14 protein-coding genes are annotated in these 14967 nt (G+C 60.9%); 12 read left to right on the top strand and 2 right to left on the bottom strand.

Annotated elements, in window-relative coordinates:
• The 9 genes from JNK99_RS02280 to JNK99_RS02240 form a co-directional block, all read left to right on the top strand.
• Positions 1-1361, top strand: a 1361-nt coding sequence (locus JNK99_RS02280) for a site-specific DNA-methyltransferase (RefSeq protein ID WP_291848053.1), incomplete at its 5' end; no start/stop codon positions are given.
• Positions 1358-3838 carry a DEAD/DEAH box helicase family protein gene (locus JNK99_RS02275; RefSeq protein WP_291848050.1) on the top strand — a complete coding sequence of 827 codons (2481 nt, stop codon included), beginning with the start codon at positions 1358-1360 and terminating at the stop codon, positions 3836-3838. The genes JNK99_RS02280 and JNK99_RS02275, both read left to right, overlap by 4 nt.
• 747 nt (positions 3839-4585) lie before the next feature.
• Positions 4586-5209: a DUF4337 domain-containing protein gene (locus JNK99_RS02270; protein ID WP_291848047.1), complete on the top strand. Its 624-nt coding sequence runs from the start codon at positions 4586-4588 to the stop codon at positions 5207-5209.
• A gap of 183 nt (positions 5210-5392) precedes the next feature.
• A complete protein-coding gene (gene nirJ, locus JNK99_RS02265; RefSeq protein ID WP_291848044.1) occupies positions 5393-6586 on the top strand; it encodes a heme d1 biosynthesis radical SAM protein NirJ in 1194 nt (397 codons plus the stop codon).
• A complete protein-coding gene (locus tag JNK99_RS02260; RefSeq protein WP_291848042.1) occupies positions 6583-8175 on the top strand; it encodes a nitrite reductase in 1593 nt (530 codons plus the stop codon). The genes nirJ and JNK99_RS02260 overlap by 4 nt, the downstream gene beginning before the upstream one ends.
• Positions 8176-8706, top strand: a complete 531-nt coding sequence (locus tag JNK99_RS02255) for a hypothetical protein (RefSeq protein ID WP_291848040.1) — start codon at positions 8176-8178, stop codon at positions 8704-8706. It begins immediately after the preceding gene.
• Positions 8707-8790: 84 nt separating this feature from the next.
• Complete coding sequence (locus JNK99_RS02250; protein WP_291848036.1) at positions 8791-9234, top strand: DUF192 domain-containing protein; 444 nt, start codon at positions 8791-8793, stop codon at positions 9232-9234.
• Positions 9235-9306: 72 nt separating this feature from the next.
• A complete protein-coding gene (locus JNK99_RS02245) occupies positions 9307-9921 on the top strand; it encodes a chorismate lyase (protein WP_291848033.1) in 615 nt (204 codons plus the stop codon).
• Entirely contained in the window at positions 9903-10889 is a 987-nt protein-coding gene (locus JNK99_RS02240; protein WP_291848030.1) for an NAD(P)H-dependent glycerol-3-phosphate dehydrogenase, read from the top strand. The genes JNK99_RS02245 and JNK99_RS02240 overlap by 19 nt, the downstream gene beginning before the upstream one ends.
• 31 nt (positions 10890-10920) lie before the next feature.
• Here the strand turns inward: JNK99_RS02240 and JNK99_RS02235 are convergent, their stop codons facing one another.
• Together JNK99_RS02235 and JNK99_RS02230 are read right to left on the bottom strand one after the other, a co-directional pair.
• On the bottom strand, positions 10921-11397 hold the full coding sequence (locus JNK99_RS02235; protein WP_291848027.1) for a tRNA (cytidine(34)-2'-O)-methyltransferase: 477 nt from the start codon (positions 11395-11397) through the stop codon (positions 10921-10923).
• A 16-nt stretch (positions 11398-11413) separates the two neighbouring features.
• The gene (locus tag JNK99_RS02230) at positions 11414-11692 is read right to left on the bottom strand and encodes a hypothetical protein (protein WP_291848024.1); all 279 of its coding nucleotides are present in this window, start codon (positions 11690-11692) and stop codon (positions 11414-11416) included.
• Positions 11693-12010: 318 nt separating this feature from the next.
• Between JNK99_RS02230 and rpsU the strand changes: the two genes are divergently transcribed.
• The 3 genes from rpsU to JNK99_RS02215 form a co-directional block, all read left to right on the top strand.
• Positions 12011-12223 carry a 30S ribosomal protein S21 gene (gene rpsU / locus JNK99_RS02225; RefSeq protein ID WP_012807257.1) on the top strand — a complete coding sequence of 71 codons (213 nt, stop codon included), beginning with the start codon at positions 12011-12013 and terminating at the stop codon, positions 12221-12223.
• A 409-nt stretch (positions 12224-12632) separates the two neighbouring features.
• Complete coding sequence (gene dnaG, locus JNK99_RS02220; protein WP_291847999.1) at positions 12633-14378, top strand: DNA primase; 1746 nt, start codon at positions 12633-12635, stop codon at positions 14376-14378.
• 52 nt (positions 14379-14430) lie between these two features.
• Positions 14431-14967: RNA polymerase sigma factor region1.1 domain-containing protein (locus JNK99_RS02215; RefSeq protein ID WP_291847996.1), on the top strand; the 537-nt coding region annotated here is incomplete at its 3' end.

Raw genomic sequence — 14967 nt, 5'->3', positions numbered from 1 at the left:
AGGGGGTGATGCTCGACGCGTTGCGCCATTTTGTCGACTCCTTCGAAGGTTTGGGTAAGAGTGCCCCGAAAGAATCACTTGGGATACAGGCCGGCTGGCTTCGCGCCGCGTTGCCGAGCCGCCCTCCGCTCTTCGGGCGCTACGCGCCCGCATCGCGGCGGGCAACTCGGCCACGCCATTCCAGCTCGAAGGAAATTTACAGAAAGCATGTTGCACTAACTGATTCGCCGAAAAACACGGCACAACATTTCTCGGACGACCACGAATACATTATTTGCTTTGCGCTCAACAAAACTGTCTGGCGACCCAATAGGATGCCTCGCACGGACGTTATGAATGCTCGCTTTAAGAACCCAGACAACGATCCGCGCGGCTCTTGGCTATTGAGCGACTTGGCTGCTCGCAATCCGTATAGCTTGGGTATCTATCCGATCACCACACCTTCGGGTCGAATAATCGAAGGCCCACCTGCGGGAAGTTATTGGCGCGTAAGCGAAGACAAGCTGCGCCAACTCGACGCTGACAACCGAGTGTGGTGGGGTAAAGGCGGCAACAACCGACCGGGAGTGAAACGATTTTTATCAGAGGTTCGCGACGGCGTCGTACCTCAAACATTGTGGAAATGGGAGTCTGTCGGGAGCACACGCCATTCGAAGCAGGAATTGAGCGATATTCTTGCCGCAGAAAGTGGTTACGAATTGTTCGTTACGCCAAAGCCAATCGCCCTGATGGAGCGCATCCTCCGCATCGCCACCGATCCCGGCGACATCGTGCTGGATTTCTTCGCCGGTTCGGGCACCACGGCGCAGGCGGTGTTGAACTTGAACAGGGAAGACGGTGGCGAGCGCAGTTTCATCCTCGTTTCCAGCACCGAAGTAACGGCTGATGCGCCAGACAAGAACCTCTGCCGCGACGTGTGTGCCGAGCGCGTGCGGCGCGTGATCGCCGGTTACGACAACAAGAAAGGTCAGGCAGTCGCCGGGCTGGGAGGCGGATTCGCTTATCTGCGCTGTCGGCGAATTCCGGCAGCAACAGTCTTTCGTGGCATCGAGCACGAACAAGTGTGGACGGCGCTGCAACTGATCCATGACGTGCCACTGACCCGCTATCGGGCGGACTCGCCGATGCAGACGGCAGCCAGCCAGCGCGCCCTGGTGATCTATCTGCCGAAGCTCAGCGGCGCGGTGCTGGAGGCGTTACAGGCCGCGATCCATGCCGCCGGGCAGGCGGTGGTGTATTCGTGGCAGCCGGCGCTACTGGCGCAGCGGCTGACCGATCCGCGCATCGCATTCGAGGCGATCCCGGCGTTTCTGGTCAATCGCTTCGGTGCGCGCTCAGCAGCGGCGGGAGGCCGGCCATGAGCGCGCCGTCACCGAAGGGGTATCAGCGCGAAGCGGTGGCCAACGCGCTGGAGATTTTCCGCTACGCCGAAAGTCAGTTGCGCCAGGCGGACGACAATGCCAGTCGCGCCGCGGCGACCGCTTTCAATGGCTGCCTGCTGCTGGAAGCGCCGACCGGATCGGGCAAGACGCTGATGGCCGGCATGATCGCCGAGAGCTTCGCCGCGCCCGACCGGGAGTCCAACGCACGCATCGTCTGGTTCTGGTTCACGCCCTTCGCCGGACTGGTCGAGCAGGCCAGGGGGGCGATCAAATCCACTTTCGTCGGGCTGCGCGTGCGCGATCTGCAAGGCGATCGCAAGACGCGCGGCACCAGGAGCGGTGATGTGTTCGTCACCACCTGGGCATCGGTGGCGGCGGCCAATAAGGAAACGCGCAAGGTGCGCAGCAGCGGTGAATTCGTACTGGCGCTGGACGACCTGGTTGCCGAATTGCGCGCCGATGGCTTCCGGATTGGCGCGGTGGTGGATGAGGCGCATCACGGTTTCGCGCGGGCGAGCGAGGCGGTGCGCTTCTATCGCGAGACGCTGCGACCGGAATTCACGCTGATGATTACTGCCACGCCGGACGATCAGGACGTGGACAAGTTCAAGAAGGCGGCGGGCATCGGCCACCTGCATCGTATCTGCGTGAGTCGCAAGGAAGCGGTGGACGCCGGGTTGATCAAGGATGGCATCAAGTCCATCGCCTATCTGGCGGCAGACGACCAGAAGGAGCTGGTCGACTTCGCGGCGACCGCGTTGGCCGACGGCTGGAGCATGCACGGCGCCATCAAGCAAGGTCTGCAGGCGGCCGGTGTGGGCCTGGTGCCGTTGATGTTGGTGCAGGTGGGCAACAGCAATGCGGCCGTGCAGGAGGCGCGCACGCGCCTTGCGGCGCTTGGCGTCGCTGACTCGAAAATCGCCTGGTACACGGCGGATGATCCGAATGACGATTTGTTGGCGGTGGCGATCGACGAACAGAAGGAAGTGTTGATCTTCAAGGTGGCGGTGGCGCTGGGTTTCGACGCGCCGCGCGCGTTCACGCTGGTGTCGATGCGCGGCGCCAGGGATACGGACTTCGGCATTCAGGTGGTCGGCCGCATCCTGCGCGTGCATGGTCGCCTGCAAGGGCCGACGCTGGAACAGAAACTCCCCGAAATGCTGCGCTACGGTTATGTGTTTCTGGCCGATGCGGCGAACCAGAGCGGTCTGGTGCATGCCGGCGAGAAGATCAACGCGATTCAGAGCGAACTGTCGCAGGTTTGTCCCTTCACGATGGTGGTCAAGGTGGCTGGCCGCAATGAGATTCAGGTGACGCACAATGGGCAGGCGCAATTGTTGTCGGTGCCCTATACGCCGCCGGTATGGTCGGCGTCTGAATCGAACGTCACCAACGATCAAGATGGCACACAGCGTGCAGCGGAGTCACCCGCGTGGCAGCCGACAGGGATTCTGACCAATCTGGTATTGATGCCCACGGAAGCCGTGCCGCAGTCGCCACGGAATGCCGGCGCTGGCCCCCTGCTTTCGAGCAATCGGCGGTATGCGCTGCGTGGCGATGTACCGCGTGTCCATCGTTCGGAACGTCTGCCGCTGTCCACCTCCGATCTGCTGACCTGCATCGCCGCTAACGTCGCCATCGACCACAAGGTTTTCAACGCGGGGCTACGGCAGGCGGTGACAGTAACCCGCCACACCGTGGATTTATTCAAGGGCGACGAGAAAGTCGAGGCGATGCAGGCACGACTGTCCGACGCCGAAATCGCGCGCCGGGCGCAGAGCGTCATGTTTGACGCCGACTATCTCGATCCACGCGATCTGCACGATGCGCTGCTGAGGCGACTGAAAGCCGAGTTTGAACATACCGGCATTCCGCAGGACGATGCCGGAATTGAACGCTCACTGAACCGCATCATGGCGGCTTATCCACACTTGATCCGTACCGCCGCCCGCACTTGCGCGGCGAAATTCAAGGAAGTGTTCGACTCTGCTTCCTTGCCCGAGTATGTTGAACTACCGGCCGGCGCAAAAAAATCTCGCCTCAATGTGTATGGCGTGATGCCACAGGACTTGAACGGGCCGGAGCGCGCGTTTGCTGATCTACTGGATGCCGACACCTCGGGTACGGTCGAGTACTGGTTCCGCAACGAGCCGCGCAAACCCTGGTCGATTGGCATTGTGATGCCGAGCGGTGATCGTTACTTTCCCGATTTTGTTGTCAAAGTGGCCGGCCGCGCTGCCGGCGGAGGCTTGCTGCTGGTGGAAACCAAGGGCAAGCAGATCCTTAACGACGATGGCACACTGGACAAGATCAGGGCCGAGCACAAGCGGTACGGTGTGCCACTGATGCTGACGCAGGATGATGGTGGCCGGTTCATGACCGTCAAGTACTTCGACAAGAGCCGGCGCAATGAGGAAGACCAGGTTTTCCGGCTGGAGAATCTCGCGGGCTACTAGCCGCGCACATGCCTCCTATCCGTGCGAAGATTGCCCAGCGTCGGCACCATTCAGAGGACAAGCACGAAAAATGTGCCCGAATCGGTTCTGAGGTTCCCGTTTGCGTCATTGCGCGTCACGCAAATCACTCGGGCACATTTCTCTGACCGAATCAATAGCCTCGATCCGACTATTGAAGCAGACTCCTGATGTTGAGCATGCGTCTGGGGGATCGGGCGCTGCCGTTGATCTGGCTGGTCGCAGCGGGGGGGGGGGCCAACCTCGGGTTCGACGCGCCCCGTGCCCTGCTTGAGGTCGTGGTCGGCTGGTTGCCGACTTTGGCCTCGGTGTTGCTTGCAGCGAGGTCGGTGCGCGGCGGTTCGAGAGTGGCATCGAGATTCCCGTTGGCGTCTGGCATGAAGCCGGTCACGGAGCACCCTGGATCATTGCCATGAACAGTTCCCACGCCGGCGGCGGTACGTGGCTACGGTCTGCGCCGGGGTGTCGGGCCGATGTTCCCGGACGACAAAAACCGCGGTTTCGGCCACGAAGACACGCAACTGCGCTTTTCGCGGAGATCGACCACCCCCTGCTTCCTTTTGGGTTTCCTGCCATCACCAGCATCTGTCCGCCCGGTTGAAAGTGATGGGGGATGAGGCGCCTGACTGGTCGAGCGCGAGCGTGGGCTGGAACCGGATTGGGCGCACGAAATCTTCATGCTTGGATAGAATTCGTCCTTCACGTTTCGATTGCGAGAGGAGATACGCGATGAGTGACGACGGCGAGAAGTCCAGCACCTTCGAAATGATCTGCGGCCTAACACTTGCGGTTCTGGCTGCAGTGCTGGCGATCACCGATCTTGGTGCGGGCAAGTATGGTGATGACGAGATCATCGCCCACAACCAGAAAGCCAATGCCTTCGACTGGTATCAGGCGAAGGGAATCAAGCAATCACTGGTCGAGGGGCAGAGGGACCTCCTCAGGATACTTCTGGAGTCGCGAGTGATCCCGCCCGAAACCGAAGGCAGGATGGGTAACCTGATGTCCAATCTCGATCTGGAAATCGGCCGTTACAAGAAGGAGCGCAAGGAAATCCTCCTTGGCTCGGCAGCGGTGGGGCAAGAGAACTGGGTTCTCGATGAAGGTGGCAAGCTGGGCCAAGTCAAGGGGGCCAGGGAATGGGAAGCGGAAGCAGCGACTCTCGGGGCTGCGGGGGATACTTTCGACATAGCCACTTTCTTCCTGCAGATCTGTCTGGTGATGGGTGCCGTAAGCCTGCTTCTCAAGGGCGAGCGGATGCGCAACACCTTCTATGGCCTGATGGTTCTGCTCGGTGCAGTAGGGGCAGTGTATAGCGTCATGGCCTATGTACAGGCAGGCGCGTTCGGCTGAGCGGAGTGGTCACCGCTTTGTCTGAAAAAGGCTGGCCGGCCATGATCATCCGGGAGCAGCGAGAAGCCGCAATCGTGGAATGGAACCGGCGGTCCTGGCAGATCCTCGGGATCGTTGATCCATATCAAGACCTGCTCTGCGCCGCTGCTCTCTAATACGCAGCTTTCATTTGAGGACTGCACGATGTTTCGCATCTCGCAGTACATGCAGGAACTCCAGACGCCCCGGCAACCCGGACCGAAACAGAATCCGCCGGCGCCGGTGGTGATCTGGAATCTCATCCGGCGCTGCAATCTGACCTGCCGGCACTGCTATTCAATTTCCACGGACAAGGACTTTCCCGGCGAGCTGACGACCGACGAGGTCTTTGCCGTGATGGACGATCTGCGGCGCTATCGTGTGCCGGTACTGATCCTCTCCGGTGGTGAGCCTCTGTTACGGCCGGACATCTTCGATATTGCCCGGCATGCCAAGTCCCTGGGCTTCTATGTCGGCCTGTCGTCGAACGGCACCCTGATCGATGCGACCAACATTGCTCGTATCGCGGCATGCGATTTCGATTACGTTGGCGTTTCGCTTGACGGTATTGGTGAGACGCATGACCGCTTTCGTCAGATGAAAGGCGCTTTCGCTGCTTCCCTGCAGGGAATTCGTCTGTGTCGCGACCTGGGTCTGAAGATCGGCGTGCGTTTCACGATGACCCAGGACAATGCGCAGGATCTGCCGCCTCTGCTCGAACTGGTCGAGGACGAGGGAATCGACCGTTTCTACTTTTCGCACCTGAACTATGCCGGTCGGGGCAACAAGAACCGCCAGGAAGATGCACAACATCGGCTGACCCGCTGGGCGATGGATCTGCTCTTCGAGACCTGCTGGGATTATCAGCAGCGCGGTTTGCACAAGGAGTTCACCAGCGGCAACAATGATGCTGATGGCGTCTATTTCCTGCATTGGGTGACCAGGCGCTTCCCGGCCAATGCGGCGAACATGCGGGCCCGACTGGTACAGTGGGGTGGCAACTCGTCGGGCGTCAACGTGGCCAATATCGACAATCTCGGTAACGTCCACCCGGATACCATGTGGTGGCATTACAACCTGGGCAATGTTCGCCAGCGCCCCTTCTCCCAGATCTGGACGGATCTCTCGGATCCCCTGATGGCAGGTCTGAAGCGCTTCCCGCGAACCATATCCGGGCGCTGTGGCGAATGCCAGTACTTCGACATCTGCAACGGCAATACACGCGTTCGCGCGCAGCAAGTGACAGGTGACGCCTGGGCCGAGGACCCGGGTTGCTATCTTGACGACGAGGAGATCGGCCTTGCGCCCGGTCGTGAGCGCCTGATGGTCACACCCCACATCAGGCTACGGAGGGCATGATGGTCGGGCCTCTGCGCCTTGCCGGCATCTGGCTGGCTGCTGCTCTTCTCTGCCCCTGGCTGCCTGCGGCGGCGGGGGATGTCAAGACATTGTACGGCGAGCACTGCGCAGCCTGCCACGGAGAGACCCGTCTGGGTGGTGTCGGCCCGGCGCTGCTACCGGAGAACCTCGAGCGTTTGCGCAAGCCCGAGGCGTTGAAGGTGATCCGGGAAGGGCGCGTAGCGACCCAGATGCCGGCTTTCGCCGACAGGTTGACGGGTGATGAGGCACAGCAACTGGCCGAGTGGATCTACTCCCCGGCGTCGCCAGCGCCGGTATGGGGTGCGGAGGAGATCCGCAGCTCGCATGTGATCATCACCGACCTTGCCACGCTGCCGGCGTGGCCCGGGCCGGGGCTGAAGGGGGCCGATCCGCTCAATCTGTTCGTCGTCGTCGAGACGGGCGACCATCATGTATCCGTTCTGGACGGCGACAAGCTTGAGCGCCTGCACCGTTTTCCGAGCCGCTACGCGCTGCATGGCGGTCCGAAATTCTCACCGGACGGACGTTTTGTCTACTTTGCCTCGCGCGACGGCTGGATCAGCAAGTTCGACCTCTACAACCTGGTCGTTGTCGCCGAGATACGCGCCGGACTGAATACGCGCAACGCGGCGGTTTCAGGCGATGGCAAGTGGGTGATGGTCGCCAACTACCTGCCGCACAGCCTGGTGTTGCTCGATGCACGGGATCTCTCCCTGGTGAAGATCTTTCCGACGCTCAACGCGGCGGGCAACAAGACCTCGCGCGTTTCTGCGGTCTATGACGCGGCACCGCGCAGAAGCTTCGTCGCCGCTCTCAAGGACGTGCCGGAAGCCTGGGAAATCAGCTACGATCCGCTGGCCGAGCCGGTGGCGGAGGGCCTGGTGCACGATTTCCAGTACAAGGAAGGGGAGTTCAAGCCGGGCATGTTCTACCCTCGGCGAACCATGTTGAAGGACTATCTCGACGATTTCTTCTTTACTCAGAACTACGACGAGATTCTCGGTTCCTCGCGTTCTGCCACCAAGGGGCAGGTGATATTACTCGATGGGCGCAAGAAGGTTGCCGATCTGGACCTGCCGGGAATGCCTCACCTTGGTTCCGGAATCACCTGGAAATGGAAGGACCCTGCAGGGCGTGAGCGAACGGTCATGGCATCACCCAATCTCAACGAGGGTCTGGTAACGGTGATTGATCTCGACACTTACGAGAACGTCAAGCAGATCAGAACCCTCGGACCGGGTTTTTTCATGCGTAGTCACGAGAAGTCGCGCTACGCCTTCACCGACTCGATGATGAGCAAGGAAAACAAACATGTCCTGCAGGTCATCGACAAACAGACGCTGGAAGTCGTCGGGCAGATCAGGGCGGAACCGGGGCAGACCCTGGCGCACGTGGAGTTCACCCGTGATGGGCGTTACGCGCTGGCTAGCCTGTGGGAAATGGACGGTGCGCTGCTGGTAATCGATGCGCAAACTCTGCAGGAGGTGAAGCGCATACCGGCCAGGAAGCCGGTCGGCAAGTACAACGTGTGGAATAAAATAACCCGCTCCGAAGGGACCAGCCACTGAGTGGCATGGCAGTCCAGTGTCTTCCGGGCTGGCACCTCTTTTTTGCAGTCCAGGCTCAACGGCCTGGCGTACCAGAAGTTGTCTGTTGGGTGCCAGCAGGGCAAGTGGCCGTCGCTTGCCGACGTGCCATCGAGCAGTACCGATGTCTGGAGAAAACAGACTATGAGAACACCTACCCGCGGCTTGCCGCAGCGGTTTCTGTCGATGATTGTGTATCTGTTCCTGTCTTTCGCCGCTGCGTCTGCTCTGGCCGTGCCGAAGGCTGCCGAACACGAGGACGCGGAAGTGACCTTCGGCGAGGCCATTGGCGCGCCACCCAAAACGACCAACAAGAACACCAAGCAGCTACCCGCCGCGCCAGCGACGGTGAAGGCCGACGCCAAGGCAGCGGGCAAAGGGACCAAGCAAGTGTCGACTGCAAAGCGGACCAAAAACACAGCCAAGTCCCAGACGGGCAGTCCACCCGGTGCAACCAAGGCTGTCAGGAAGACTCCCGCACCTTCCGCACAGGGCAAGGCGGGGAAGAAATAGTGTCCAACCTCGTCGGGCTCGACGATCGAGCGCCTGTCGGCACGTTGGTTGCGCCGAGTAACCCTGAGAACAAAGGATTTCCTCATGCCGGGCCCCGTTTACGTTCTGCTTGCCATCTGGCTGGTGCTGGCCACCTCACCCGCTGCCGCACAGATGCCGCGTATCGAGTTGACTGTCGGCATGTACCGGATTGAGACAGAGGTGGCGGTCAGTGATGCGCAGCGGATGCAAGGCCTGATGCATCGCCGAAGCCTGCCGGCCAACCAGGGGATGCTGTTCGTCTTCCCTCAGGCGGCGCGCCATTGCATGTGGATGCGCAACACCCATGTGCCCTTGTCGGTCGCCTTTCTCGATGACGAAGGGCGCATCCTGAACGTAGAGGACATGCAGCCCGAATCCGAAAACAATCACTGCGCCGTGGGTGCTGCGCGCTTTGCGCTGGAGATGAACCTGGGCTGGTTCGTCACCAAGGGCATCAAGCCGGGGGTCCGCCTTGGCGGTATCGAAAAGTCTCCACCGCCTCGCTAGCCGCCGGCATTGGGCCGTGACCACAGCCCAACAATGAAGGCAGCCAGTGATCGGCCATGGCGTGACGGTCTGATGCGTAGCGCGGACAGTACGCCGTTTCTTCCCTGGCTACGCGATCGGGGCTCGCTGACGGCACGCATCCAGGCCAGAGGGCGCTTCGGCCTCAAAGTGCTGCATCAGGGACTTGCTCGACCAACGGCTGACGAAGCGGCGGCACTAGGGCTCAAACGAGATCAACTGGCCTGGGTGCGGGAGGTGGCGCTCAGTTGTGACGACCGCATCGTCGTTTTCGCGCACACGGTTTTGCCGTGTTATCCGCGTGGTCCACTAACGCGCTGGCTGGCTCGTCTCGGCACTCGGTCGCTGGGCGCGCTGCTTTTCGCGCATGCCGGATTTGCCCGTGGCGCGATGAACTTCAGACGGATCGATCGCCGCGATGCCTTGTTCTGGCCAGCGCTCGGCGCCCTGCAACCCGCTCTCCCGGCACCCGATGCCCTCTGGGCACGTCGCTCACACTTCCGTTTCGGTGCGCAGTCGGTCCTGGTGAGCGAAGTGTTCTCACCGGTTTTGCTGGACATAGGGCAGGCCGCTTCAGCCCTCTCGGTCGATCCGGACGCGAGCCGTGTCGAACTCTTGCCATGTCGTTCCATCAAAGAGGAGGAAGCTTTATGCGCATCGCTGTTCTAGGCGCAGGGGCATGGGGCACTGCCTTGGCGATCACTTTCGCCGATGCTCATTCAGTTTCTCTGTGGGCACGCAATCACGAGCAGGTTCAGCGAATGCAGGCTGAGCGCGAAAATTCCCGTTACCTGGCTGGGCATCGCTTTCCTGACTCGCTCGATCCGACCGCCCTTCTGGCCGAGGCAATAGACGGAGCCGAACTCATCCTGATTGCCGCTCCGCTGGCGGGTTTGCGCACGACGCTGCAGTATCTGCGTGAAGCACACAGTACAACATCCTTCCTTTGGGTCTGCAAAGGCCTGGAACGGGGCAGTGGACTCTTGCCGCATCAGGTGGTGCGCGAAGTGCTTGGCGAACGTCAGTGTGGTGCACTTACCGGCCCGAGTTTTGCGGAGGAGCTGGCTCGAAGGTTGCCAACGGTGGTGACCATCGCGTCAAACGATGCGGCCTTCGCCTTGCATTGTGCCGAGAGCCTGCGGCGGCCACGGCTGCGCATCTACGCTGGTGACGACCTCGTGGGTGCGGAAGTCGGTGGCGCCGTCAAGAACATCATGGCGATCGCCACCGGTGTATGCGATGGCCTTGGGTTGGGAATGAACGCGCGCGCCGCGCTGCTCACCCGGGGCCTGCACGAAATCACCCGTTTCGGCAAGGCACTCGGCGCGCGCGCCGAAACTTTCATGGGCCTGTCCGGGATGGGTGATCTGATCCTGACCTGTACCGGCGACCTGTCGCGTAACCGGCGCGTCGGTCTGATGCTGGCTGCCGGCAAACCACTGGAGCAGATTGCACGGGAACTGGGTCAGGTTGCCGAAGGTGTGCCGGCGGCGCGGGAAGTTCAGCGCCGTGCCGCTGCACTCGGTGTCAAAATGCCGATTACTGACTGGGTCTGCGCTGTTCTGGATGGTGTCATGACGCCGATCGAAGGCGTTGCAGCGCTAATGGAGCGCGACATAGGGTTCGAAGACGAGTAGGAGGTCCGTACGGATCGGCTGAGAACGGCTGTCAGGTGCCGCCGAGATAGCCAATCTGGCGCCAGGCTTCATAGACACTGACAGCCACGGCATTCGACAGGTTGATACTGCGGCTGTCGGGTACCATCGGGAGTCGCAGGCGATGGTCGCTCGCGAACTCGGAAAGGATGGCTGCGGGCAGGCCGCGCGTTTCGCAGCCGAAGATCAGCGCGTCGCCGGCCCGGAAGGCGGTGCTGGCCGGATGACGCCTGCCGCTGGTGGTCAGCGCAAAGCGCTGACCGTGCGGAGACAGCTCGGTCAGCGCTTTGCTGCAGGTATCCCAGTCGGCATGGATAAGGACCGCCGCCAACTCCGCATAATCCATACCGGCGCGTCGTAGCCGGTATTCGCTGAGATCGAAGCCGAACGGCTTCACCAGGTGCAGACGCGCCCCCGTATTGGCGCAGAGTCGAATGACGTTGCCCGTGTTGGGTGGAATTTCGGGATGTACCAGAACGACCTCGAACACGGGCCAGCCTGCCAGCCTACTGTGTCAGCCCCGAGGTGTTGATCAGGTCGGATGGCGGCGTTTGTGCTTGCACCTTGATCACGCCGTCTGCAATGAGCTTTCTGACGATCTGCTCCTGCAACCCGAAGGAGCGCACGAAACCCTCCAGGGGCATGACCACCTGATGGCTCTGGGTGAGGTGAACTTCCTGCTTTCCTTCGGCGTTCTTGGACGGCATTGCCGTACCGAAGTCGATCCGGATCAGTGGCCCGGTGATGGCGATGTTGAGAATTCCGTCAGCGAAACTTGTTTGCATTTTTTTCCTTTCAATGCAGGAGGGAAGGGATATCTGGCTGAGCAAAAGGGTATCGCGACGCTCCCGCGGCTGATGCCGTCGGTTGTGCCGGAGACGCGCTAGAGTACATCCCCGCGGCGGTCAAAGTACAGTTTCGCGGCGGCATGCAGCGCGGGGTTGTTGGCTCGCTTTCCCGGTCTGCCCGTCCTACATTGCTCCCGGGTAGGTGCAGAGTGCTCACCGGAGATCGAGAAAACTTGCTTGGAAGTCTGCAAGAACTGTGATTATAATGCGCGGCTAAACTGTGTTGTGACCTAAATTTGAACCAGGGAAGAGTCGATGCCTGCTATTCGCGTCAAGGAAAATGAACCGTTCGAAGTTGCCATCCGTCGTTTCAAGCGTACCGTCGAGAAGACCGGCTTGTTGACCGAGTTGAGGGCTCGCGAGTTCTACGAGAAGCCTACTGCAGAGCGCAAGCGCAAGCTGGCTGCCGCGGTCAAGCGCCACCACAAGCGGATGCGCAGCCAGACCCTGCCGCCAAAGTTGTACTGACCAGAAATTCTGTAGCTTTGATAGCCGCCCGGCTCTGGCAGGGCGGCTGTTGCCGTTGATGACAAGGCGGCGTGAGGTGTGGTCGTTACTTGGTGCCGTGGTCGAGATGAGGAAGGAGCTTGACAATGGCCTTCACCTTCAGTCAAGGCAACCTCGAAAGTCTCCAGGCTGCCCACCCCTGCAGGTCGGGTGACTCACCGCTCGACCTACTGGCCGATAACATGCAGGGCCGGAGTGTTGCCCTGGGTCGCCCTCGGCGGGGCGCTCGCCGGTGGGCCGACGATCAGCAATTGCCAGCCGTGATGTGCGGATCGCAGCCACCCGAGCAAGACTTGGCGACGAGTGGTGGCATGCATGGAGGGGGGTTGACCAGTTGCTCTTGCTTGGCGGGTGCCGTGAGGTACGCCAGTTGATCCCCGACACGTTCATCCAGGAATTGCTGTACCGCATTGACCTGGTGGATCTGATCGACGGCTACGTTCCGCTCAAGAAAGCCGGTGCCAACTTCGCCGCGTGTTGTCCCTTCCACAGCGAGAAGTCCCCGTCTTTTACCGTCAGCCCGAGCAAGCAGTTCTACCATTGCTTTGGTTGCGGAGCCCATGGTAACGCGATCGGCTTTCTCATCGAGTACTCTGGTCTGGGCTTCGTCGACGCGGTCAAGGAACTCGCCGGCCGCGCCGGCATGCAGCTTCCCGATGACCGCGCTCAGGCGCCGCAACAAGGTCCCCGGCGGCAGACGCTGGCTGAAGTCATGGGGCGGGCTGCGAAGTTCTACTACGCGCAACTGAAGGGATCCGGCGAGGCGATCCGCTATCTGAAGGAACGAGGCTTGAGTGGCGAAATCACACGCCGCTTCGGTATCGGTTATGCGTCGGAACGTGGCCAGAACCTTGCTCAGGCATTCGAGGACTATGACAGCCCCGAGCTCCAACTTGCCGGCCTGGTCGTCAAGGATGAACGCGGGCGTCTTTACGACCGCTTCCGTGGGCGGGTGATGTTTCCGATCGTCAATCAGAAGGGCGAAGTGATTGCCTTTGGAGGCAGGGTTCTGGGGCCGGGCGAGCCGAAATATCTCAACTCGCCGGAAACACCGCTATTCGAAAAAGGCCGTGAAGTTTTTGGTCTGCCGCAGGCGCGCCTTTCCATTCGTGCGACTCGGGCAGCGATTGTCGTCGAGGGTTATCTCGACGTGGTCGCGCTCGCACAGCATGGGGTGGAGAATGTGGTGGCGACGCTGGGTACCGCAACGACGCTGACGCAGGTGCAGAAGCTCTTGCGCCAGACCGAACGGATCGTCTTCTGCTTTGATGGCGACACTGCCGGGCGCAAGGCTGCATGGCGTGCCCTCGAGAACAGCCTCGAAGTGGTGGCCGAGCAGAAAAGCATCGACTTCGTTTTCCTTCCAGAGGGCGAAGATCCGGACAGTCTGGTGCGCAAACGCGGTGCCGACGGGTTTCGGAGGCTGCTCGTCGAAGCGACGCCGCTATCCGAATTCCTGCTACGCGAACTGTCGGAGCGCTGCGATCTGAGTAGCGCCGAGGGGCGCGCCAAGCTGATATCCGAAGCCAAGCCGCTGCTCGGTCGCCTGCAATCCACCCTGTTGCGTCTCCAGATTGTCAAACGCCTGGCTGCGACGAGTGGCTTCTCGCAGACCGAGGTCGAGCAGTTGTGCGAGTTGCGCGCCACCGTTCGTTCGACGCCAGCCCGAGTTCCCCGACAGCCGCCCTCGCTGTTGCGCCCATTGCTGCGTCTGTTGCTTCAGAAACCACAACTTGCGGCAGCCCTACCCCTTGACCTGCTGCCGGCCGCCTCTGCGGAAGCCAAGGCGATTCGCCTGCTCTGTGAAACGATATCCACCAGCGGCGGGATGGAGCTGGCCTATTCGGCGCTGATCGAGAGACTCAGGGGCAGTGCGCACGAGAACATCCTGCGCCAGGCCGCGGCTGAACTATTGCAGCAGCCTTTTGCCGAAGAGGGCGTCGACGCGGAGTTTGAAGGTGCTTTACAGAAACTGCGCGAAGCCCAGGACAAGCGGATTTTCGCCACCCTGCAAGAGAAGGTTTACAAGCTTGGCGTGAGCGGGCTGTCGAGCGAGGAAAAGCGCCAGTACTTGGCGGCGCTCGGGGTGGGTGGTATGTTCGGCGTGCGAACCTAAGGTGTGATATAATCAAAAGTTTTTCCAGTCTAACGCTATTCGGGAAGTGGTCATGGTAAGGGAAAAGGCGGTAACGACGAAGGCGGCGAAGGGCAAGGCCACGGCAGATCTCTTGGCGCAGGTCGGGAGCCAACCGGCACCGGTAGACGATGAGACGCGGAAGATGCGCCTCAAGACGCTGATCAAGCTTGGTAAGGAACGTGGTTTTTTGACCTACGCCGAGATCAATGACCACCTCCCGGACGACGTGGTCGATGCCGAGCAGATAGAAAGCATCATCACTACCTTCAACGACATGGGCATCCAGGTCTATGACGAGGCGCCGGATGCCGAAACTCTGTTGATGTCGGATGCCACGCCAGCGGCTGGCGCCGACGATGCGGATGTTGAAGAGCAGGCGGAGCAGGCCCTGTCTACGGTCGACTCCGAGTTTGGTCGAACCACCGACCCGGTGCGCATGTACATGCGCGAAATGGGATCGGTCGAACTGCTCACCCGCGAAGGCGAGATCGAGATAGCCAAGCGTATCGAGGATGGCCTGAAACACATGATTCAGGCGATCTCCGCCTGCCCGACCACCATTGCCGAG

The organism is Accumulibacter sp., from assembly GCF_016789985.1.
In the GTDB taxonomy this organism is placed as follows: Bacteria; Pseudomonadota; Gammaproteobacteria; order Burkholderiales; family Rhodocyclaceae; genus Accumulibacter.
This window is presented reverse-complemented; position numbering and strand designations above follow the sequence as displayed.

Coding starts and splice junctions, on each gene's coding strand:
- JNK99_RS02260 (WP_291848042.1), top strand. CDS start 6,583: ATGATGGTCGGGCCTCTGCGCCTTGCCGGCATCTGGCTGGCTGCTGCT.
- JNK99_RS02245 (WP_291848033.1), top strand. CDS start 9,307: ATGCGTAGCGCGGACAGTACGCCGTTTCTTCCCTGGCTACGCGATCGG.
- nirJ (WP_291848044.1), top strand. CDS start 5,393: ATGTTTCGCATCTCGCAGTACATGCAGGAACTCCAGACGCCCCGGCAA.
- JNK99_RS02275 (WP_291848050.1), top strand. CDS start 1,358: ATGAGCGCGCCGTCACCGAAGGGGTATCAGCGCGAAGCGGTGGCCAAC.
- JNK99_RS02250 (WP_291848036.1), top strand. CDS start 8,791: ATGCCGGGCCCCGTTTACGTTCTGCTTGCCATCTGGCTGGTGCTGGCC.
- rpsU (WP_012807257.1), top strand. CDS start 12,011: ATGCCTGCTATTCGCGTCAAGGAAAATGAACCGTTCGAAGTTGCCATC.
- JNK99_RS02230 (WP_291848024.1), bottom strand. CDS start 11,692: ATGCAAACAAGTTTCGCTGACGGAATTCTCAACATCGCCATCACCGGG.
- JNK99_RS02240 (WP_291848030.1), top strand. CDS start 9,903: ATGCGCATCGCTGTTCTAGGCGCAGGGGCATGGGGCACTGCCTTGGCG.
- JNK99_RS02270 (WP_291848047.1), top strand. CDS start 4,586: ATGAGTGACGACGGCGAGAAGTCCAGCACCTTCGAAATGATCTGCGGC.